Here is a 20,503-nt window from a genome sequence, read left to right on the forward strand (position 1 = left end):
TCATGGGTGCTCAGTCAGGGAACGTGGCCGGACTTCCGAGCTTCACGCAGACGGGGACGGGTGAACCCCTCGTCCTGCTCATGGGGCTCGGCGCCGCGGGCGAGAAGTGGGCTCCGCACATCGACGCGTGGTCGGAGCGCTTCCGGTGCATCGCGATCGACAACCGTGGCTTCGGCGGAACCGTGGACGACGGCGGTCCGCTCAGCGTCGAGCTCATGGCCGCCGACGTCGCCCGCGTCGTCGATGCCCTCGATCTCGGCCCCGTCCGCGTGGCCGGGATCTCGATGGGGTCGGCCATCGCGCAGCAGCTCATGATCGACCGGCCCGAGCTGGTGTCGAAGGCCGTGCTCGTCGCGACCTGGTCGGCCACACCGCCGAGCCTCGGGTATTTCTTCCGGAGCGTCGCCGGGATCGCCGGGCATCGCGATCCGCAACTGCTCCGTCTCCTGCTGCAGCAGTTCACCTGGACTCCCGAGTGGAACGACGCGCACGCGGACGAGGCCGAGCGGATGATCGACGATCCCGCGCCGATCCCCTTCTCGACGCTCGAACGTCAGGCGGAGGCCTGCGCGGCGTTCGACGTGTCCGACCGGCTGAGCGGGGTCACCGTTCCGACGCTGGTCACCTACGGCAAGACCGACCTCCTCATCCGGCCGCAGCTGTCGCAGCGCACCGCGGAGCTCATCCCCGGTGCCGAGGCGATCGCCTTCGAGACCGGCCATGTCCACCACTGGGAGGAGCTCGACGTGTTCAACAAGAGGGTATTGGAGTGGCTCGGATGACCGGGATCAAGATCGCATGCCAGACGTACAGCTGGCAGATGAGGCTCGAGGCGTACCAGGGCCGGCTCGCGCACATCGCCGAGGTGGCCAGGGCGGCCGGCTTCGACGCCATCGAACCCGAGATGGTCATCCTCGGCGACGACCGATCGGTGGACGGCGTCAGCGCTGCGGTCGCTCCGTACGGGATCACGATCCCCTCGCTCGTGCTCGCCGAGGAGTGGTCGAGTCCGCAGGAGAGCGCCGAGGAGCGTGAGCGACTCGAGGAGGCGCTCACGCTGGCCCGCGGCCTCGGGGCGGAGCATCTGGTTCTCGTTCAGGCCAGCACCGGACGCGACGACCTGCACGCGCGCCAAGCGACGCTCATGGAGCGGCTGCGCGGTGTCGCCGCGCGGGCGACCGAGTACGGCGTGTCGGTGAGCCTGCACCCGAACTCGGTCGACACCTCGCTCTTCCGTGATGCGCACGACTACGACCGTCTGGAGGAGATCCTTCCGGACGAGGTCGGCTTGACGCCCGACCTGGGACACGTCGCGCGCGGCGGGATGGACGTGCTCGAGACCGTCCGCAGGTTCCGCTCGCGCATCGTCCACGTGCATGCGAAGGACATGGCCGCCGACGGATCCTGGGCCCGTACGGGCGAGGGCGTCGTCGACCTCGTCGGCACCGTGCGCCACCTCCACGAGACCGGGTTCGACGGGTGGATCGCCTTCGAGGACGAGTCCTCGTTCGCGAAGGACCATCCGGACGAGGCCACCCGCAGCGCGGGCGCATGGATCGCGGCGAATCTCGCGCCGTACACGCAGCAGATCGCCTGATCGAACGACCCCCCACCACAGAAAAGAGCATTCACAGATGGCAACTCCCCACGCGCTGAACGTCGCGATCATCGGCGGCGGCGGCTTCATGGGACGGGCGCACAGTCTCGCCTGGTCGCTGGCATCCCAGCAGAACACCAGCGGATCGCGGATCCGCAAGGCGGTCCTCGTCGAGCGCGACCTGGGCATCGCCGAGGAGCTCGCGGGCCAGTACGACTGGGACGAGGCCGCCGACGACTGGAAGCGCGTCATCGACCGCGACGACATCCACATCGTCGACGTCGTGACGCCTCCGCAGCTGCACGCGGAGATCGTCTGCTACGCCCTCGAGCGCGGCAAGCACGTGCTGTGCGAGAAGCCGCTCGCGAACACGAGCGCCGACGTCGAGCGCATGCTCGACGCGGCCCGCACATCGTCGGGTCGCACCGCGATCGGCTTCAACTATCGTCACAACGCCGCGATCCAGTACGCGGCGCACCTCGTCGCGAGCGGTGAGATCGGCGAGGTCCTGCAGGCGAGGTTCGAGTACCACCAGGACGACGCGTTCGGCGACATGGGCTGGCGTCGCCACAAGGCGAGCGGTGGATCCGGCGCGTCGAGCGACATCGGCTCGCACGTCATCGACATGGCCGACTTCATCGTCGGAGACATCATCTCGGTGAACGCGCAGCTGACCACCACCGCGAGCGGCCCTGAGGACGACCACGACGTCGACGATGGCGGGGCGTTCCTCGCCCGGTTCGCCGGCGGCGCGCTCGGCGTGTTCTCGTTCAGCCAGAAGTCGTGGGGCAACTTCGCGCATTTCCGGTTCGAGATCGACGGGACGAAGGGCGGACTCACGTTCGACTGGAACGCACGGGATGTGCTGCGGGTCTACCGTGGCCGCCACGACGAGTTCGGCCAGGGGGGATTCGTCGCGACGCCCGTCGCGGGCGGCGCGCCGGGGGTGTGGTTCGGCAGCACGTCCCTCGGAACCGGCTACCTCGACGCCAGCGCGAACATGATGGCGGCCTTCATCGATGCGGTGGCAGACGGACGCGACCCGTCGGGGAACCTCCTCCACGGCGCGAAGATCCAGTCGATCGTCGACGCCGTGTGGCGTTCGGCGGACGCGAACGCGGACTCGGGCTCGGACTCGGGCTCGACGTGGGAGTCGCCCCGGTATCCGGTGGCGGTCGGCTGATCGCCGATGCCGGCGTGGCATCCCGCCGTCATGTTGTGATCCCGGCACTCGCCGATTAGCGTTGAGCGCAGTGTGACATCAGTCACGATCCCTGCGGGGCCACAGAAACTTCGCAGTGCGATCGCCGGGCCACAACATCTCGGCGGAATGAGACGGCGTCGTCGAACCCCGCCAGAGCGTGCCCGATGGCCGTCCGACGTGCGTCGTCTCCCCTCGACGATCACCAAGGAGCATCCATGACACTCAGCGTTTCCCTCGTGGTGGGCAACCCGAAGGCCAACTCGCGCACCCGGACGGTGGCCGAGAAGCTCATCGCAGCGCTGCTGCGGGACGTGCCGCACCGCGTCGAGGTCATCGACCTCGCCGAGCACACCGATGAGATCTTCCGCTGGCCGAGCGAGACGTTCGACGACCTCAACTCCCGGGTCGCGGCCAGCGACCTGGCGATCTTCGCGACGCCCACCTACAAGGCGACCTACACCGGGCTGCTGAAGGCGTTCCTCGACCGGTATCCGGCGAACGGCCTGTCCGGGGTTCCGGCGATCGCGGTCACCACCGGGGCCGACCTCACGCATTCGATGGGGCCGACCGTGTTCCTCGGGCCCCTGCTCACCGAGCTCGGCGCCATCGTCCTCGGACGGGGCTTCTACTTCGTCATCGAGCAGATGGACCGCGTCGACGAGGTCGTCCAGGAGGCGGCGGACCAGTACGCGGCCAACATCGCCCGCATCGCGAGCCTGGCCGCCCATGCGCGAGACTGGTCGGGTCGTATATGAGCATATGGGAGGGTCGCGCATGGGAGAGGGCTTCGTCATGCGGCGGATGCTCCGCTCGGAGCTCGACCTCGTCGTGCGCTGGGCGGCCGCCGAGGGCTGGAACCCCGGGGTGCACGATGCCGAGGCGTTCTACGCCGCCGACCCCGAGGGCTTCTTCGTCGGCGTCGTCGACGGTGAGGTGGTCGCGAGCATCTCGGTCGTGAGGTACGACCCGTCGTACGCGTTCCTCGGGTTCTACCTCGTGCGGCCCGACCAGCGGGGGAAGGGGTACGGGTTCCGGCTCTGGAGTCATGCGCTCGAGCACACGCGGGCGACCACGATCGGCCTCGACGGCGTGGTCGCACAGATCCCGGCCTACGAACGCGCGGGATTCAGGACCGCCTACCGGAGCGTGCGGTACGTCACGAACTCGTCACCGGGCCGGGTCTCGCCGTCGGTCAGGCCCGTCGAGCACGGTGACGTGGCGCGCGTGCTCGAGTTCGATCGGGACGTGTTCGGGGTGGACCGCGCGGGGTTCGTCCGCGATTGGCTGAGCCGCACCGGGGTGCACGCGGAGCTGACCGAACGTGGAGGCGCCGTCGTCGGATACGGCGCGATCCGGCCCGCGACGACGGGCGTCCGCATCGGGCCGCTCTTCGCCGAGTCTTCCCAGATCGCCGATGAGCTGCTCAGCGCGCTGCTCGCCATGGTGCCGTCGGGAACCCAGGTCGCCATCGACCTCCCGGAGTCGAATCCGCACGCGGCGCCGCTCGCGCTCGTTCGACACATGACGGCCGAGTTCGAGACCGTCCGCATGTACGCCGGCGGCCCACCGCCTCCAGCGCGTACCGATCGCATCTTCGGCGTCACCTCGTTCGAGCTGGGCTGACCGGGGTGGTGCGGACCCGAGGGGTCACGCCGACGCGGCACCCGGCAGCGGCTCGAGGCTGAAGGACGCCGCGGAGCGGCCGGTCGTCGAGACGATCAGCATCTCATCGGTCAGCCGCTTGCGTGCGAGGGAGACGTGACCGCGGAACACCCCCGGCTCGCCGGGAACGCTGCGGAGGATGTGCCCGTCGGCCCACACCCGTGCAGCGTCGGTCGCCTGGTCACCGAGGCGCACCTCGACCGCCCAGACGCGGTCGCGTGCCTCGATCACGACCGAGACGGGTGCGGCGTCGGAGACATCCGCACCCGGCCGGCCCGCCGGCGTGATCTGGTTGCTCGGCAGTGACGGCGTGAGGAACGCGGGCTGCCGGCGCCGCGTCGCGCGCTCGTACGCCGAGGCGTGATCGAGCAGGGCGTCGTCGCTGTAGGCGGGGCCGGCAAACGTGAGGCCGACCGGCATCTGCAGATCGCCCATGAACCCCATCGGGACCGTCACCGTCGGGATGCCGAGGTGCCGGATCACGCGGTTGCCGTTGGAGTAGACGACGCCGTTGCGCGAGGCCGCCTCGAGGCTCTCCGGGCGCGTGAAGAGGTCGACGCGACCCACGTCGCCCGCGGCCGGGAAGACGACGAGGTCGAGTCCCTCGGCACGCATCCAGTCCTCGAAGTCCTCGGTGCGTGCACGCTCGAGTCCGCGCAGCAGCTCCGCGAGCCCCGGAACCCCGTCGAACGTCTCAGGGAGGCCCTGCTTCACGAGCTCGGCCAGCCGCTGCCAGTCGAAGCCGCCGCGGGCGCGCGTGATCCATACGGGGACCGGGGCGTCGTCGACGGGGAAGACCGTGTCGCCGTCGACGTCGGCCCAGCTGTCGAGCCGGGGGTCGCCGTTGTCGCGGAGGAAGCCGTCGAGGGCCATCGCCGTGATCGTGCCGCCCTCGAGGCCGCGCCAGTTCGCGGGCACCAGTCCCCGCGCGACGAGGCCCTCCGCGGTGGGCCGGTCCTCCTCGTAGTTCGACACCACGGGGAAGTCCACCTCGACCACCTCGGCACCGAGCGCACGCAGGTCGTCGGCGGCCCGGTCCCAGAGCGCGCGCACCGACCGGCGGATGACGGGCGGGTCGAGGGGAACGTCGTCCTCGCCGATGTAGAGACGCGGCACGCCGATCCGCAGGCCGTCGAGGCGCTCGGGCCGAGGGCGCGCGACCGGATGTCTCAGCACCTCCTCGGGCGCGGGCAGGGCCACCGCGGTCTGCTGCCGCCAGAAGTCGCCCGAGCGGTCCGGGTCCTCGACCGCGATCACGTCGAGCAGCAGCAGCAGGTCCTCGACCGTGCGCGTGTGCGGCACGACGACGTCGCACGTCGGCCGCAACGGCCAGTTCCCGCGGATCGACAGCACACCCCGCGACGGGGTGTAGGCGACGAGGCTGTTGTTCGATGCCGGCGCGCGGCCGGACGACACCGTCTCCTCGGCCATGCCGAAGGCGCACAGGCTCGCGGCCGTCGCCGTGCCCGACCCGTTCGACGAGCCCGACCCGTACGCGGCCGTGAGGAAGTCCGGATGGTACGGGCTGCGCGCGTAGTCGTAGACGCCGGGCTGCATGCCGCCGGCCGCCATGGGTGGCATGTTCGTCTTGCCGAGGAGCACCGCGCCGGCCGCGCGCAGCTGCGCCACGGTCGCCGCGTCGTCGCCCGCCACGAGCTCGGCCAGGGCGGGGCTTCCCGACGCGACGGTGAGCCCCTTCACCTTGTAACTGTCCTTGACCGTGAACGGGACGCCCTCGAGCGGCCCGGCCCGGCCGGCCCGGCGCCGGGCGTCCGACGCGGCCGCCTGCTCGAGACAGGTCGGGTCGAGCACGGCGATGGCGTGCAGGCACAGGCCGGTCCGGTCGTAGTACCCGATGCGGTTGAGGTACGCGCAGACGAGCTCGACGCTCGTCACCGCTCCGCGTTCCAGGGCCGCGAGCATCTCCGCGATGCTCAGCTCCACGACGTCGTGGAGGTCGGACGTGTGCAGCGGCGCCGCGTCGCGGGAGGTGCCGCGCGACGGTGAGTTCTCGGTCATCCGGTCAATCCTCTCAAACCGACCTTCTCAAACCGACCGCTCAGGCTGGGCGGCTCGTGTGCGCCGGCGCTGCCGAGCCCGTCGCGCGGAGGCTGACGAGGGCCGGATTGAAGATCAGGCGGCCGAGCGCGACGATCCGGAGCTCCGCGCCGTCCCGCGTGCAGAGCTCCGCATCCACGGCGAGCACGGGGGCGCCGATCGGAAGCGCGAGGTCGCGCGCGGTGGCGAAATCTCCCGCGAGGGCGGTGACCTGGTGCCGGACGACGTCGATGTTGATCCGTTCGACGTCGCGGAGAAAGGTGGAGATCCCGTCGGTCAGCGCCTCGATGTGCACGCCGTGCCCGTCCAGCACCGTGGGGAGCAGATGCTCGCCGATCACCGCACCGGTGCCGTCGAGCGCGAAGACCCGGCGTACCCGGTAGAGCGGGCTGCCTTCGGCGACCCCGAGCCGTGCGCCGTCGGCGGCCGAGGCGGGCTCGGTCTCCACGGAGACGGAGCGGATCGCGTACGGGGCCCCGGCGTCCTCGAAGAAGGCCGGCAGCGTGACGATGTCGTCGATGGGATAGGCGAGGGCGCGCGGGTCGAACGTCTCTCCCGACGCCTCGGCCGGGGCGGCGGTGATGAACGTTCCGAGCCGGCGGCGGCGATCGATCAGACCGCGTGCGGCCAGCCGGGCGAGCGCCTCCCGCAGCGTGTTGCGGGAGATGCCCAGTTGCTCGCCGAGCTCGGTCTCACGAGGAAGGCGCAGATCGCCGTCGCGTCGCTGCTGCTCGATCAGCCGTTCGAGTCGCATCGTCGCGAGATCGACCTGGGTGGGCGTGCGCCCGGCGGATTCGGCCATCGTTCCTCCCCTGATAGGTAGAACCTTACATGAAAGTAGGCGGGATGTATTGACCTTATTCGCGGGCTCTGGCAACAATGGACCTCATTGATCGAATCTAAGATCATTCAAAGGTCCAATTGATCGGCGAGAGAACGATGTCACCCACCGCTCCAACGACGGATGCCCCTGAAGCCTCCGCCATCCCGCTCGAGCCCACGGAGCCCGATCACGACGGCTACGGCAAGCGCGCGGGTCGCGTGATCCGCAATGCCGCCCTCGGTCTCCTCGGGTTCGTGATCATCATCGCGTTCTGGTGGGTCGCGTCCGAAGCCGGCTGGATGCGACCGGGCCTGGTGCCCGCACCCGCCACGGTCGCCCAGGTGATGTGGGACGGTCTCGTCTCGGGCAGCCTGCTCAACGACCTGCTCGTGAGTGCCCGCCGGGTGACGATCGGATTGCTCGTCGGCATGGTCCTCGCGATCCCGATCGGATTCCTGCTCGGCTGGTTCCCGGGAGCCCGCGTCACGTTCAATCCGATCGTCAACTTCTTCCGGGCCCTTCCGCCGATCGCCCTGGTGCCCCTCGTGGTCATCTACTTCGGGATCGGCGAGCTCGCCCGCGAAGTGATCCTGATCTACGCCGCATTCTTCGCGACGATCATCATCGTGTACGAGGGCGTCGCCGCCATCGAGGAGAAGTACGTCCGCGCCGGCCAGACGCTCGGCGCCAGCCGGCTCGAGGTGTTCGCCAAGATCGTCTTCCCGCTGTCCCTTCCCCACATCTTCACCGCGGCGCGCGTGAGCCTCGGGATCGCGTGGTCCTCGCTCGTCGCGGCCGAGCTGGTCGCCGCCCAGGACGGCCTGGGCGCGGCCATCCAGAACGCGAGCAACTTCCTCGACGTGCCCCGCATGTACGCAGGCATCATCCTCATCGGCATCGCGGCGCTGGTCATGGATCTCATCATCCGAGTGATCGCAGCGCGCGTGCTGCGCTGGCAGGACAGGGGCGAACGATGACGACGGTGACCCGGCTGGGCGTGCAGATCGAGGGCCTCAGGAAGTCCTTCGGGAAGGGCAGCGCCCGGGTGACGGTGCTCGACGACATCTCGCTCGAGATCGCGGACGGCGAGTTCATCGCCGTCGTCGGGCCGAGCGGATCGGGCAAGAGCACGCTGCTGAACACCATCGCCGGATTCATCCGCCCCGATACCGGCCGTGTGCTCGTGGGCGGCGAGCCGGTCAGCAAGCCGGGCCCGTCCCGGTGCGTGGTGTTCCAGGAGTACGCGATCTTCCCCTGGCTGTCGGTCGCGCGGAACATCGACTTCGGGACACGGCTCCGCGCCTGGAAGGGGTCCCGCGCGGAGCGGGGCGAGATCGTCGACCATTACCTCGCGCTGATGGGCCTGACGCCGTTCCGCGACGCGCTGCCCAAGACGCTCTCGGGAGGGATGCGGCAGCGCGTGGCGATCGCGCGCGCGTACGCGGTCGACCCGGGGATCCTGCTCATGGACGAGCCCTTCGCCGCGCTCGACGCGCAGACGCGGGAGCAGATGCAGGAGGCGCTGCTCGACCTGAACCACACCGAGAAGCGCACCGTGCTCTTCGTCACCCACCAGGTCGAGGAGGCGTTGTACCTCGCGGACCGCGTGGTGGTGCTCACCTCCCGCCCGACGAAAGTGCGAGAGATCGTCGAGGTCCCCTGGGGCAGCGACCGGCCGCACGACCTCAAGCTCTCACCGGAGTTCATCCGACTCCGCAGCCACATCGAGGCACTGCTGCACGGCAGTGCCGTACCCCCCACCACCAAGGAGCACTCATGAACAGGACCCGCACCGTCGCAGTCCTCGCCGTCGGCCTGCTCGCCCTCGCCGGGTGCGCCTCGAACCCGGCGCCGGCGCCGACCGAAGGCGAGGCGCAGGAGGTCGCGACCGTCCGCGTCGGGTACATCCCGGGCGCCCACGACATCGCGCAGCTCTTCGTCGCCGAGGAGAACGGCTACTTCGCCGACGAGGGCATCGAGATCGAGGTGACGCCGTTCCAGACCGGCATCTCCCTGGCGCAGGCGCTCACTGGCGGGAGCCTCGACATGGGGGTCATGGGCGCCGTCGTGGCGAACTTCCCCGCCAAGGGTCAGGGCAAGGTCATCGTGCTCAACAATCAGCAGGTCGACCTGCACCAGATCTGGGCCGCGCCGGGCAGCGGGATCGAGCGCGTCGAAGACCTGCGTGGCAAGACCATCGCCACGACCAGCGGCACGGCCGCGGACCTCGTGCTCCAGGTCGCGCTCGACAACGCCGGACTGACGCGTGAGGACGTGGAGATCGTCAACCTGGACATGCCGGCCGTCACCAACACCTTCGTCACGGGCGGAGTCGACGCGGCGTCGATCTGGGCGCCGTTCGATCAGCAGGTCGAAGAGAATCTGCCCGACGCGACGCTCGTGGCCACCGCGGCGGATCTCGACTCGCCGATCTCGGGCGGCTGGGTCGCCGGCAATGACTACTACGACGCCAACCCCGACGTCATCGACGGGCTGGTCCGGGCCTGGCAGAAGGCGAACGACGACCTCGTCGCCGACCCCGAGGGCTCGCTCGAGATCTTCTGCCCGCGCATCGAGGCGAACATGGACGCCGAGCAGTGCGCGGCGCTCTATGCCAAGACCGACGCGTACTCCAACGACGAATGGGCGACGTACTACGAGGACGGGACCGCCATCGGCTGGCTCACCAACATGCAGGACGTCTTCGCGAAGATCGGCGCGCTCGAGGGCGCATCGCTGACGCCCGAGGACTACCTCGACACGACGACGTTCGTCGAGGTGCTCGCCGAATGAGCGAGCGGTGGTGGCCGCCCGCCCGTCGCACCGAAGGATCCTGACCTGTGAGCAGCACCCGCCGTCTCGGCCTCAACTCGCAGACCACGCCTGCGGCGTCGCTCGAGGAGTTCGCGGGTGCGGCCGCATCCGCCGGATTTCGCGCCGTCGAATGCGCCGCCGAGATCCTCGACGGGCCGGTGGAGCACGTGGCGGAGACCTTCCGCCGGCACGGGCTCGAGGTGCTCGGGGTCTGCCCCTCGGTGGAGCTGCTCGACTGGCATTGGCGGTGGGATGCCGCGATCGAGCGCCGCCTCGACGAGGAGCTCCGGCGCGCACGAGCACTGGAGGCCGACTATTTCGTGCTGCCGTTCATGCGGCCGAGGGGCGATGCGGAGAGCGTCCGGCGCGGCCTCGCGGGTGCGGCCCCGCTCGCGCGTGCCGCCGGGATGAGGCTGGCGGTCGAGCCGATCGGCCACTTCGAGGTGCTGAACCGGGCGCAGGATCTCGTCCCGGTGCTGCGCGACCAGGATCCGGAGGTCGTCGCACTGCTGCTCGACGCCTTCCACTTCTTCCGTGCCGGCCAGGAGCTCGATGCGCTGCACGCCTACAGCGGGCTGCCGGTCGCGGCGATCCAGCTGTCGAACGTCAATGCGCGGGCGCAGCACGAGGCGCTCGGCTACCGGGATCGGGTGTTCCCGCTCGACGGCCGCTGGCCGGTACGCGAGTTCACGTCGCTCGCCTCGTCGCTGTTCCCGGGCGCTCCGCTGGTCGTCGAGATCATCGGCGACGTCGCGCGCGCGACACCGACCGGCGAAGCGGCGGAGCGCGCGCACCGGCAGCTGGCCGAACTCACCCGAACCCTCGACCCACTGGAGCGCAGCCGTGGCTGAAACCCCCAACTTCCTCGTGATCATCGCCGACCAGCTCGTCGCCGACCTGACCGGCGTGTACGGGCATCCGGTGGTCCGTACGCCGAACATGGAGCGCCTGGCGGCGCGCGGGGTGAGGTTCGACTCGGCCTACTGCCCGTACCCGGTGTGCTCGCCGTCGCGCAGCTCGATGCTGAGCGGACGGTACGCATCGACGAACTCGGCGTGGGACAACGCGGCTCCGATCTCCTCCGACCTGCCGATGCTGCCGCACTACCTCTCGATCGCCGGGTACGACACCGCACTGAGCGGCAAGATGCACTTCGTCGGCGCCGACCAGCTGCACGGATTCGAGAAGCGTCTCACGACCGACATGTTCCCGAGCACGCTCGCGTGGACGCCCGATCGGGATGCCGTCGGCCGGTTCGTGCACCCCGGGAACCCCGAGGGCCCGCCGATCGCGATCGACTACGTCGACGCGGGCCCGGTGCAGTGGACCGACCAGCTGCAGTTCGACGAGGAGACGCACTACCGGGCGGTGGAGTACCTTCGCTCGAAGCGCACGCGGCCGAAGGGCTCGCTGCAGGTTCCGCAGCCGCCCGCCGAGTCCCGGCCGTGGCTGCTCGTCGCCTCGTATCATCACCCGCACGAACCGTTCCTCGCTCCGCAGCGGTACTGGGACCTGTACGAGGACGCGGACATCGAGCTCGTCACGCGGCCGGCGTCGCCGGACCTGCCCCGCTCCGCGATGGATGCCTGGGTCGACACGCTGCACGGCGTCGACGGCGTCGACCTCGAGGACGACGACGCCGTCTACCGGATGCGGCGCGCGTACTACGCGCTGGTGACCTACATCGACGACAAGGTCGGCGAGCTCCTGGATGTGCTCGACGAGACGGGCCACGCCGACGACACCGTGATCATCCTCACCAGCGACCACGGCGACATGCTGGGCGAGCGCGGCATGGTGCAGAAGCGGGCGTTCTACGAATGGTCGGCGCGGGTCCCGTTCATCGTCGCCGGCGGACCGGTCTCCGCAGCGGGGACGACCGTGGACGCACCGGTCTCGCTGCTCGACGTCCTCCCCACGGTCTGCGACCTCGTGGGGATCACGCCGGTCGACACCGTGGGGACCTCACTCGCGCCGCGCCTCGAGGGCGAGCACGAGCCCGGCACGGAGGTGCCCGTGTTCGTGGAGTATCACTCCGAGGGGGTCTACGCCCCGTGCTGGCTGCGCCGCGAGGGCACACTCAAGTACGTCTACATCCACGGTCACGGCGAGCAGCTCTTCGATCTCGCGGACGACCCGGGTGAGGAGCGCGACCTCAGCGGCGACCCGGCGTGGGCCGACGAGATCGAGCGGATGCGGGCGGACCTCCTGTCCCGGTTCGATCCGGACGACATCGAAGCGCGCATCCGCCGCAGCATCACCGACCGGAAGCTGGTGCGCCGAGCGATGGCTGCGACGGGCACGATGTGGACGTACGACCCCGATCCGGCGCTGTTCACCCAGTACTGGCGCGAGACCTGACGCCGGTGCCGGGGCGTGCGGCCTCGGTTCAGATGAGGGCGACGCCGACCACGATGGCCAGCCCGGTCACGCCACCGAGCACCACGAAGACGGTGACAGCTGCGAGCATGCGGCCGTCGGGCAACGCGGCGCGGTCGCCGTCGCGGTCGAGCGCGGCGGTGATCGTGCGATACCGGCGCCGTGCGCCGAACCACAGCGCGGTCGCCGCCACGACGCCCGCGATGCCGCCGAGCGCCCAGAGCGGGTCGCCGAACACCTCAGGCAGAATCCGCAGCGCGATCAACGATCCGACGCCGAGCGCCAGCGCCGTACGTCGCCAGGCGAGTTCCGTGCGCTCGGGCTGAAGACCCGGATCGAACACGCTCATCGCAGCAGGACGGCGAGCAGCACGAGGATCCCGGCCACCACGACCGCGATGCCGAGGACCGCACCGAGCGGCGATGCGGGCAGCGGCATCGCCAGGCGCATCGCGCGCTCCGCGCGCGCCCACCCCAGCCACGCGAGCCCAGGCGTCACGATGCCGGCGACGACGAGCACGAGGGAGGCGGCGAGCCGCAGGCCCGCGTGCAGGTCGAGCCCCAGCAGTTCGAGCGCGACGCCTCCGGCGAGGAAGGCCAGGGCCGTCCGGATCCAGGCGAGGAAGGTGCGCTCGTTCGCGAGCGTGAACCGCGCGTCGGGCTCGACGCCCCGGGAGTAGACCCACCGGGGGACGCGGGCGCGCCCGCTCACCGGGCGACCGTCCGGAATCCGGCGTTCCCCATCGACGAGTCCGGTGTGTTCTGCGAGCGCGCCGAGTTGCGGTAGCGGTTGCAGTAGGAGATGTGGCACAGATAGCTGCCGCCGCGCAGTACCCGCGCTCCGCCTCGCTCGGGGCCGTCGGGGGACTCGGCGGGCGAGGCACCGTAATAGCGCGGGTCGAACCAGTCCGCGCACCACTCCCACACATTGCCGACCGGCTGCCAGAGGCCGTATCCGTTCGGGGCGAACGACCGCACGGGTGCGGTCGTCGCCCACCCGTCTTCAGCCGTGTTGCGAGCGGGGAACTCGCCCTGGAAGATGTTGGCACGCCATCCGCCCGCGTCGACCTCGGCGTCGCCCCAGGGATACTTCGCCCCGGCGATGCCGCCGCGAGCGGCGTACTCCCACTCGGCCTCGCGAGGAAGCCGTCGCCCCGCCCACGCGCAATACGCCTGCGCGTCATTCCAGCTGACATGCACCACGGGATGGTCGCCGAGTCCGTCGATCGACGATCCCGCGCCGCCCGGACGACGCCAGTCGGCACCGCGAACACCGCGCCACCACGGAGTCTGCGGAGGGACCCCGACGATGTCGTCGTCGGGCGCGGTCACGGCGAGATGGAACACCGCCGAGAATCCGAAGGTCTCGGCTTCGGTGCGATACCCGGTCGCCTCGACGAACGTGGCGAACGCGTCGTTCGTCACCGTCGTGGCGTCGATCGAGAACGACGGCAGCGTCACCTCGTGGCGCGGGGTCTCGCCGTCGCCGGGATTCTCGTCGCCCGAGGAGTCGCCCATGACGAACGTGCCGGCGGGCACCTCCGCCTGGTCGATGGCATGCGCGCCGGCCCGGCCGGAAGGCGGTGCGGCCTCAGGTGGGCGGCCGATCTGCACCAGGGCGGATCTGGACGGGGATCCGCACCCGCAGCCGCAGCCCTCCGCCGTCGTCATCCGGGCCTCCGTTCGGATCCTCATCGATCCTATCGAGCGCCGCCGCACTCGCCCGCCCTACGCCTCGCCGTCGAGCTCGCGGATCGGCCGGCCGGCGAAGAACGCCGCGATGTCCTCGACGGCGTCGCCGTAGAACGTGCGGTAGTTCCCGCGGGTCACGAATCCCATGTGCGGCGAGCGCAGCACGCGCGCGCCGGTCGAGGCATCCGCTCGGCGAAGCCAATGATCCCGGGGGACCGGCTCGTGGTCGTAGACGTCGAGACCCACGCCGTCGATCCATCGCTCCTCGACCGCCCGGCAGAGCGCGACCTCATCGACGAGCGGGCCCCGGGCCGTGTTCACCAGGATCGCGTGGCGCGACATGCGCCGCAGATCGTCCGCGCCGACGATCCCGCGCGTCGAGTCGGACAACGCCAGATGCAGCGACACGATGTCGGCGCGCGAGAAGAGCTCGGCCTTCTCCACGGCCACCGCGTCCGCCGCCCGCGCACGGTCCTCGGTGAGGTTCGGGCTCCAGGCGATCACGGACATGCCGAACGCCCGGCCCACCGCGGCGACCCTGGCGCCGAGGCGGCCGAGCCCCACGATCCCGAGCGTGCGGCCCTCGAGGTCACCGGGCACGCGCGTCTGCCACGCACCCGCTCGCACGGCCGCGTCATCGGCGGCCACCTCGCGCACCAGCCCGAGGATCAACGCCCAGGTCAACTCGACCGTGGGCCCGGCATGGCCTCTGGTCCCGCACACCGTGATGCCGAGGCGCCGGGCGGCAGCCACATCGATCGCGGCGTTGCGCATACCCGTCGTCACCAGGAGCCTCAGATCGGCGAGCCCGGCGAGGACCTGCTCGGGGAACGCGGTGCGCTCGCGCATCGCCACGACGACGTCGAATCCGCGCAGCGCCGCGACCACCGAAGCCGCGTCCGGAAGCGGGTCGCGGAACGTCACCACGTCGGCGTCGAGACGCGACCAGTCCGCAGCGTCCAGGGCCGCCGACTGGTAGTCGTCGAGGATCGCGACGCGGGTTCGCGCACCGGAGGCATCCATCGGGTTCAATCTCACCCTCCCGCGACCGGTCGCCGAGGGCGCATTCAGCTGACCTGCTGTTCGGCGCGAAGGTGCGAGAGCGCCGTGATCGAGGCCCGGCGGATGTGCGCCGCGCACAGCTCGGCGGCCCGCTCGGACTCACGGTTCGAGATCGCGCCCACGATGCCGCGCAGCTCCTGCACGACCTCGAGCGGCCGGCCGGACTCCGACATGGACGTCGCCCGCAGCACCTGCACCCTGGCCTGGATGCTCTCGAGAAGCTGTTGCAGCGCCGCGCTCCGCGCGCCTTCGATGAGCACGGTATAGAACCGGTCCTTCGCACGCAGCACCTCGGCGATGGACGACGAGGACTTCGTGACGGCCTCGAGATGATCGACGGTCCCGCTCAGACGCTCGACCTGCTCCTCGGTCGCGCGCTCCACGAACCGCTGCACCACGAGCGACTCGAGCGACGCTCTGACCTCGTAGAGGTCGATCGCGTCCTCGAGCGACGGCGCGCTCACGATCGCCCCCTTCTGCGGCACGACCGTCACCAGGCCCTCGGCCGAGAGCTCCCGGATCGCCTCGCGGATCGTCGTCCGCGACACGCCGAGCCGCTCGATGAGCTCGCGCTCGACCAGACGCTGACCGGGTTGCAACGTGAAATCGAGGATCGCCTGCCGGAGCAACGACGTCACCTTCTCGCGAAGGGGCGCGGCGACACGGCCGAGCGGCTCGGAGGCCAACGAGTCGGCGAGCGAGTTCGTCGTCATCACTGTTCCCCTCGAATCGCGGCGTCGTGCTTCGCCCGTAAGCTACACCACCTCGGGCGTCGTGCACTGCGTCAGCCCCGGAACCGCCTCGACATCACCGCGACCACCGCGCTGTACGCGATCTCCCTCAACGTCTCGGGGGTTCAGCGCCCCTGACGTCTCCGGACGGGGCGATCATGGTCATCCCCGCGACCGGGATCCGATCGAACTGCGGCAAGAGCGTGGCCGCCGTCTCGAGGTCGATCGTGCGCTCGATCAGCCGCTGCGGCTGCAGCGCGCCCTGCGCGATGAGCGCGAGCATCTCCGGGTAGTCCGCGGCCGCCATCCCGTGGCTCCCGAGCAGGTCCAGCTCCCAGGCGATCGCCCGGGACATGGGAACTCGCGGATGACCGTCGAGCGGGGGAAGCAGCCCGATCTGCACGTGCCGGCCGCGCCGGCGAAGACTCAGGATGGCGTCCGCCGCGGTCTGCTCGCTCCCCACGGCGTCGACGGACACGTGGCTCCCGCCGCCGGTGATCGCGTCGACCGCGGCGGGAACATCCATGAGGTCTGCGCCGTCCACGCCGTCCGCGAGGATCGTGTGCTCGGCGCCGAGCTCGGCGGCGAGCGCGAGCGCCCCCGGATTCCGGTCGACGGCGATGGGTCGCCCGCCGAGGGCGCGTGCGATCATCACGGCGCTGAGGCCGACCCCTCCGGCCCCGATCACCGTCACCCATTCGCCGGCCTGCACGTGAGCGCGCCCCACGAGGGCGCGGTAGGCGGTCGCGAACCGGCATCCCAGGCTCGCCGCGGTCGCGAAGTCGACGTCCTCGGGGATGGCGACCAGGTTCGTGTCGGCGGCGTGCAGGGCCACATACTCGGCGAACGAACCCCAGTGGGTGAATCCCGGCTGCTGCTGATCGGGGCAGACCTGGGCGTTCCCGCCGAGGCACCACTCGCAGCGACCGCAGCCGCAGACGAAGGGGACCGTGACCCGGTCCCCGACGTTCCAGCGCCGGACGTCCGGGCCGACCGCGGTCACCACGCCGGCCAGCTCATGCCCGGGAACGTGGGGCAGGGCGACGTCATCGTGACCCGACCACGCGTGCCAGTCGCTGCGGCACATGCCCGTGGCCACCACCCGCACGACGACGCCGTCGTGCGGTGCCTCGGGCACGGGGACCTCCCGGACCACAGGCTGAGTTCGAATCGCATCGAAGACGACGGCTCGCATCGGGCAAGTCTCTCAGGACGGCGGGGATCTCCGATCCGGGCCTACCGGGTGGGCCCCGCCGTCGACCAGAGCGCGGCGGCCACGAGCAGCGGCTGGAAGAGCAGCCGGACGGCTCGCGCGCGGTGAGTCGCGGCAGGATGCCTCGCGCAGCACCTGATCGGGCGTCGGCCGCCGCACGCTGCCCGGGGATCAGCGATCCAGCTGCATCCGAGCCCACGCGTACGCCGTCGCGCTGCCGAACACGGCCGGCACCACGAGGACGGCCGACAGTGCGGGCCACGGCACGGTCTCGGGCGCGATGGCCCAGAGCGCGGGTGCCACGAACGGAACCCAGACCCCGACGCCGAGCACGGCCGAGACCTGCGCGGCGATGATGAGCACGATCGTCGCCGCGATGCCGGCGAGCACGCTCCGGGCGATGCTCGCGACCCAGCCGGCCGGCACGGCGAGCAGCGCCGTGAGCATCGTGAGCAGCGGGATGCGGAGCAGCTCGACGCTGCCGGCCGGGTCGGTGGCGAAGAGGCCCGCGATCAGCCCGAGCCCGGCGAGCAGCAGGGTGAGGACGACGGCGACCGCCGCCGCCCACGTCAGATAGACGGCGAGCTTGCCGATGGCGATGCTCGAGCGGCGCACGGGGAGGGCGAAGAGACCGGCGACGGTTCCGTCGGCGAACTCGCGGCCGAACAGCCAGGCGATGAGAATGCCGCACGCGCCGAACCCGCCGGCCGCAAGGATCTGCGCCGCCGTCCCGACGAGCAGCGCCCAGCCGTGCTCGTCAGCGAGCGGGCCGAGCCGCGCGAGGATGCGCGCATCGCCCGCTGCGGCCGCGAAGAGCAGTCCCGCCGTGAGCGCGGCGAGACCGCCGACGAGGATCACCGTCGTCCAGGGCACGACCCGCGAAGCGAACGCCTTGCGCGACTCGACGGCGAACGCGATCCCCACGCCGCTCATGCGCTGCCCCGGTTGAGATCGTCGGCGAGGACGAGTGCGAAGAACGCCCGCTCGAGATCGGGCGCGCCCGGATCGAGTGCGCCGATCAGCCGGCCCTCGTTGAGCACGCTGATGCGATGCGCGACCCGGGCGACCTCATCGAGATGGTGACTCGACACCAGCACGCCGGCCCCGGCCGCCGCGCGGCGCAGGACCGCCTCCCGCACGCGGATCACGCCGGCGGGATCGAGGGCGTTCGTAGGCTCGTCGAGCACGATGAGTGCCGGATCGTGCTGGAGCGCCGCCGCCAGCCCCACCCGCTGGCGGTTGCCGAGCGAGAGCCGACGAACACGCACGTGCGCGTAGCGCCCGAGGTTCAGCTCCTCCATCGAGGCATCCGCCATGGTCGCCGCCTGGGCGCGCCCGGCGCCGTGCAACCGGGCCACCAGGCGGAGATTGTCGCGGACGTCGAGCTCGCCGTAGGCGAGCGCCTGTTCGACGAGGTGCCCGACGCTCGCCCAGGCCGACGCGGGCAGCTCGTCGATGCGTGTACCGTCGATGCGCACGTCGCCCCCGTCGGGGCGGAGCATCCCCAGCATGAGGCGCATCAGCGTGGTCTTCCCCGCGCCGTTCAGCCCGACCAGCGCATGGATCTCACCCGGTGCGACGCTGAGATCGACCCCGTGCACGCCCGCACCGCCGCGGAACGTGCGACGCACACCGCTCAGCTCGATGCGAGGTGGGTGCATCCCGTCACCTCATCCCGGTCGTCATGGTCGATCACCTGCCGACCAGACTTCCCGGCTCACCGGGATCAAGTGTATGGCGGGGTCGTGCGCTGAGTCCTTGGTGGAAATAGTGTGCTCGTGATGTTCCCACTGATCCTTGGACTCATCTCCCTCGCGTACGGGGCGACCTTGGTGAGCGCGCCCGGCGCGGTGAGCCGCGTGAATACCGCGATGAGGACCCGGCTCATGGGTTGGATCGATCCGACCGCGCGAAAGGTGCAGCCGAACTGGGTCTACGTCATGGTCGGATGCGGCGCCATGCTCATGGGCGTCGTCATGGTCATCGCCGGAATCGGGATATTGAGCGGGATCTTCGTCTCCGCCCGATCGTGAACGGGGCGCGGCGGAATGCCCCGAGCGCGGCCGCCGTGTGCGTCGGTCACCTGAGGGCGGTGATGATCGTCAGTGCGGCGGCGGTGCCGTGCTCCTTCCGCATCCGCTGCGCCACCGCGCGGACCGGCTCGCGGTATCGTGGCGCCGCGTCCAGTGCCGCTCCCGCGTGCGCCGCGGTCACCCGGCCGTGCGCTACGGGACGGGGCGCGAGTCCGCGCCGGTGCAGCATCGCGCCCCAGAACGGTTGGTCGGCGATGAATGGGATCACGACGGACACCGCGCCCGCCCGTGTCGCGGCCTGCACGGTGCCGATCCCGCCATGGTGCACGGCGGCGACGGCGTGCGGCAGCACGAGGTCGTGCGGCGCGGAGCGCACCACGAACACGTCGTCGCCGCGCAGTGCAGGGGCGATCTCGATGCCGCCGAGCCCCGTCGCGACGAACAGGCGCTGCCCGCGGGTGCGCGTCGCGTCGACGAGGGCGCGTCCGCGCGCGGCCGGGTCGCCCGACGCCATCGAGCCGAACCCGGCGTAGACGAACGGGCCACCGGCGATGAACGCTGCGGCGTCCGGCTCGAGGTCCGTGGTCGGGCCGGAGTCGACCCAGGGGCCCGTGAGGTGCACGCTGGGCGGCCAGTCATCGGGTCGCTCCAGCAGGGCAGGGCTGATGGGCAGCAGCGTGGCCGCCGGCGGCGGCATCCGGCGGTTGCGCCGCACGCCGAGCAGGTGCGCCGCCTCGTCGAGGGCGGCGCCGAACATCGACGACGCAGCCGAGGCGGCGAAGTAGGTGAACCTGTTGAGCGGCCCGAGATCAGCGGTGACCGTGCCCGCCGCCGGGAACGCCCGCGTCGGCGTGACCGCCGGCACCATCTCGACGAGCACATGCGGGATGCCGAGCGAGACGGCGATGAGCGGCGCCGAGAGGACCTTGGGATGCGCGACGACGATGTCGGGCTCGAACGCGAGCGCTGCACGCGCGGCGCCCACGATGACGCCGCGCATGATCGGCTTCACCACGGTCCGGTAGCTGCGAAACGCTGCGCCGATCGAGACCCCCTGGTCCTCGATCATGGCGGAATAGTCGATACCGAGACTGACGAGGTCGACGCCGTCAGCCGCGACGCCCGAACGGTCGGGAGCGGCGACCCGCACCTCATGCCCTGCCGCATCGGCCGCCCTCGCGAGTGCGATGAACGGCTCGACATCGCCGCGTGATCCGGCGGTGATGAGTAACACCC

Annotated in this window: 22 protein-coding genes; 11 read left to right on the forward strand and 11 right to left on the reverse strand. The window is 70.8% G+C overall.

Going from position 1 to position 20,503, the window contains the following annotated elements; genetic code table 11:
* Positions 1 to 2 precede the first annotated feature (2 nt).
* From RH864_RS13735 to RH864_RS13755, 5 genes are all read left to right on the forward strand, one after another.
* Positions 3 to 782: an alpha/beta fold hydrolase gene (locus RH864_RS13735; protein ID WP_310518126.1), complete on the forward strand. Its 780-nt coding sequence runs from the start codon at positions 3 to 5 to the stop codon at positions 780 to 782.
* A complete protein-coding gene (locus tag RH864_RS13740) occupies positions 779 to 1,597 on the forward strand; it encodes a sugar phosphate isomerase/epimerase family protein (RefSeq protein ID WP_310518127.1) in 819 nt (272 codons plus the stop codon). Before RH864_RS13735 ends, RH864_RS13740 begins: the two co-directional genes overlap by 4 nt.
* Before the next feature lie 37 nt (positions 1,598 to 1,634).
* A complete protein-coding gene (locus tag RH864_RS13745; protein WP_310518128.1) occupies positions 1,635 to 2,780 on the forward strand; it encodes a Gfo/Idh/MocA family protein in 1,146 nt (381 codons plus the stop codon).
* A 236-nt stretch (positions 2,781 to 3,016) separates the two neighbouring features.
* A complete protein-coding gene (locus tag RH864_RS13750) occupies positions 3,017 to 3,556 on the forward strand; it encodes an NADPH-dependent FMN reductase (protein WP_310518129.1) in 540 nt (179 codons plus the stop codon).
* A 19-nt stretch (positions 3,557 to 3,575) separates the two neighbouring features.
* Positions 3,576 to 4,424: a GNAT family N-acetyltransferase gene (locus RH864_RS13755; RefSeq protein WP_310518130.1), complete on the forward strand. Its 849-nt coding sequence runs from the start codon at positions 3,576 to 3,578 to the stop codon at positions 4,422 to 4,424.
* Between the two features lie 24 nt (positions 4,425 to 4,448).
* On the opposite strand, the gene RH864_RS13760 is transcribed toward RH864_RS13755, so the two are convergent.
* Positions 4,449 to 6,482: an amidase gene (locus tag RH864_RS13760; RefSeq protein ID WP_310518131.1), complete on the reverse strand. Its 2,034-nt coding sequence runs from the start codon at positions 6,480 to 6,482 to the stop codon at positions 4,449 to 4,451.
* A 40-nt stretch (positions 6,483 to 6,522) separates the two neighbouring features.
* Positions 6,523 to 7,323 (reverse strand): GntR family transcriptional regulator, encoded by an 801-nt coding sequence (locus RH864_RS13765; RefSeq protein ID WP_310518132.1) that lies wholly within the window; start codon positions 7,321 to 7,323, stop codon positions 6,523 to 6,525.
* 137 nt (positions 7,324 to 7,460) lie between these two features.
* Here RH864_RS13765 and RH864_RS13770 point away from each other — a divergent pair, with 137 nt between their 5' ends.
* Genes RH864_RS13770 through betC form a run of 5 tightly spaced genes read left to right on the forward strand, consistent with a single transcriptional unit; the run spans position 7,461 to position 12,519 of the window.
* Entirely contained in the window at positions 7,461 to 8,321 is an 861-nt protein-coding gene (locus RH864_RS13770) for an ABC transporter permease (protein WP_310518133.1), read from the forward strand.
* The gene (locus tag RH864_RS13775; RefSeq protein WP_310518134.1) at positions 8,318 to 9,124 is read left to right on the forward strand and encodes an ABC transporter ATP-binding protein; all 807 of its coding nucleotides are present in this window, start codon (positions 8,318 to 8,320) and stop codon (positions 9,122 to 9,124) included. The genes RH864_RS13770 and RH864_RS13775 overlap by 4 nt, the downstream gene beginning before the upstream one ends.
* Positions 9,121 to 10,137, forward strand: a complete 1,017-nt coding sequence (locus RH864_RS13780) for an aliphatic sulfonate ABC transporter substrate-binding protein (RefSeq protein WP_310518135.1) — start codon at positions 9,121 to 9,123, stop codon at positions 10,135 to 10,137. The genes RH864_RS13775 and RH864_RS13780 overlap by 4 nt, the downstream gene beginning before the upstream one ends.
* A 47-nt stretch (positions 10,138 to 10,184) precedes the next feature.
* The gene (locus RH864_RS13785; protein WP_310518136.1) at positions 10,185 to 11,009 is read left to right on the forward strand and encodes a sugar phosphate isomerase/epimerase family protein; all 825 of its coding nucleotides are present in this window, start codon (positions 10,185 to 10,187) and stop codon (positions 11,007 to 11,009) included.
* The gene (gene betC / locus RH864_RS13790; RefSeq protein ID WP_310518137.1) at positions 11,002 to 12,519 is read left to right on the forward strand and encodes a choline-sulfatase; all 1,518 of its coding nucleotides are present in this window, start codon (positions 11,002 to 11,004) and stop codon (positions 12,517 to 12,519) included. Before RH864_RS13785 ends, betC begins: the two co-directional genes overlap by 8 nt.
* A 28-nt stretch (positions 12,520 to 12,547) precedes the next feature.
* On the opposite strand, the gene RH864_RS13795 is transcribed toward betC, so the two are convergent.
* The 8 genes from RH864_RS13795 to RH864_RS13830 all read right to left on the reverse strand — a co-directional run bounded on the left by RH864_RS13795 (position 12,548) and on the right by RH864_RS13830 (position 18,895).
* Complete coding sequence (locus tag RH864_RS13795; RefSeq protein WP_310518138.1) at positions 12,548 to 12,886, reverse strand: DUF202 domain-containing protein; 339 nt, start codon at positions 12,884 to 12,886, stop codon at positions 12,548 to 12,550.
* Positions 12,883 to 13,248 carry a YidH family protein gene (locus RH864_RS13800; protein ID WP_310518139.1) on the reverse strand — a complete coding sequence of 122 codons (366 nt, stop codon included), beginning with the start codon at positions 13,246 to 13,248 and terminating at the stop codon, positions 12,883 to 12,885. Before RH864_RS13800 ends, RH864_RS13795 begins: the two co-directional genes overlap by 4 nt.
* Positions 13,245 to 14,207 carry a formylglycine-generating enzyme family protein gene (locus RH864_RS13805; RefSeq protein WP_310518140.1) on the reverse strand — a complete coding sequence of 321 codons (963 nt, stop codon included), beginning with the start codon at positions 14,205 to 14,207 and terminating at the stop codon, positions 13,245 to 13,247. The genes RH864_RS13800 and RH864_RS13805 overlap by 4 nt, the downstream gene beginning before the upstream one ends.
* Before the next feature lie 57 nt (positions 14,208 to 14,264).
* A complete protein-coding gene (locus RH864_RS13810) occupies positions 14,265 to 15,251 on the reverse strand; it encodes a D-2-hydroxyacid dehydrogenase family protein (protein ID WP_310518141.1) in 987 nt (328 codons plus the stop codon).
* A 44-nt stretch (positions 15,252 to 15,295) separates the two neighbouring features.
* On the reverse strand, positions 15,296 to 16,003 hold the full coding sequence (locus tag RH864_RS13815; protein WP_310518142.1) for a GntR family transcriptional regulator: 708 nt from the start codon (positions 16,001 to 16,003) through the stop codon (positions 15,296 to 15,298).
* A gap of 127 nt (positions 16,004 to 16,130) precedes the next feature.
* Complete coding sequence (locus RH864_RS13820; protein ID WP_310518143.1) at positions 16,131 to 17,216, reverse strand: zinc-dependent alcohol dehydrogenase family protein; 1,086 nt, start codon at positions 17,214 to 17,216, stop codon at positions 16,131 to 16,133.
* Between the two features lie 189 nt (positions 17,217 to 17,405).
* On the reverse strand, positions 17,406 to 18,167 hold the full coding sequence (locus tag RH864_RS13825) for an ABC transporter permease (RefSeq protein WP_310518144.1): 762 nt from the start codon (positions 18,165 to 18,167) through the stop codon (positions 17,406 to 17,408).
* Positions 18,164 to 18,895: an ABC transporter ATP-binding protein gene (locus tag RH864_RS13830; RefSeq protein ID WP_310518145.1), complete on the reverse strand. Its 732-nt coding sequence runs from the start codon at positions 18,893 to 18,895 to the stop codon at positions 18,164 to 18,166. Before RH864_RS13830 ends, RH864_RS13825 begins: the two co-directional genes overlap by 4 nt.
* A 120-nt stretch (positions 18,896 to 19,015) precedes the next feature.
* Here RH864_RS13830 and RH864_RS13835 point away from each other — a divergent pair, with 120 nt between their 5' ends.
* Positions 19,016 to 19,267 (forward strand): hypothetical protein, encoded by a 252-nt coding sequence (locus RH864_RS13835; RefSeq protein ID WP_310518146.1) that lies wholly within the window; start codon positions 19,016 to 19,018, stop codon positions 19,265 to 19,267.
* Positions 19,268 to 19,313: 46 nt separating this feature from the next.
* Here the strand turns inward: RH864_RS13835 and RH864_RS13840 are convergent, their stop codons facing one another.
* Entirely contained in the window at positions 19,314 to 20,501 is a 1,188-nt protein-coding gene (locus RH864_RS13840; RefSeq protein WP_310518147.1) for a glycosyltransferase, read from the reverse strand.
* Between the last annotated feature and the right edge of the window lie 2 nt (positions 20,502 to 20,503).

It is taken from the genome of Agromyces aerolatus (genome assembly GCF_031432255.1).
Classification (GTDB): domain Bacteria; phylum Actinomycetota; class Actinomycetes; order Actinomycetales; family Microbacteriaceae; genus Agromyces.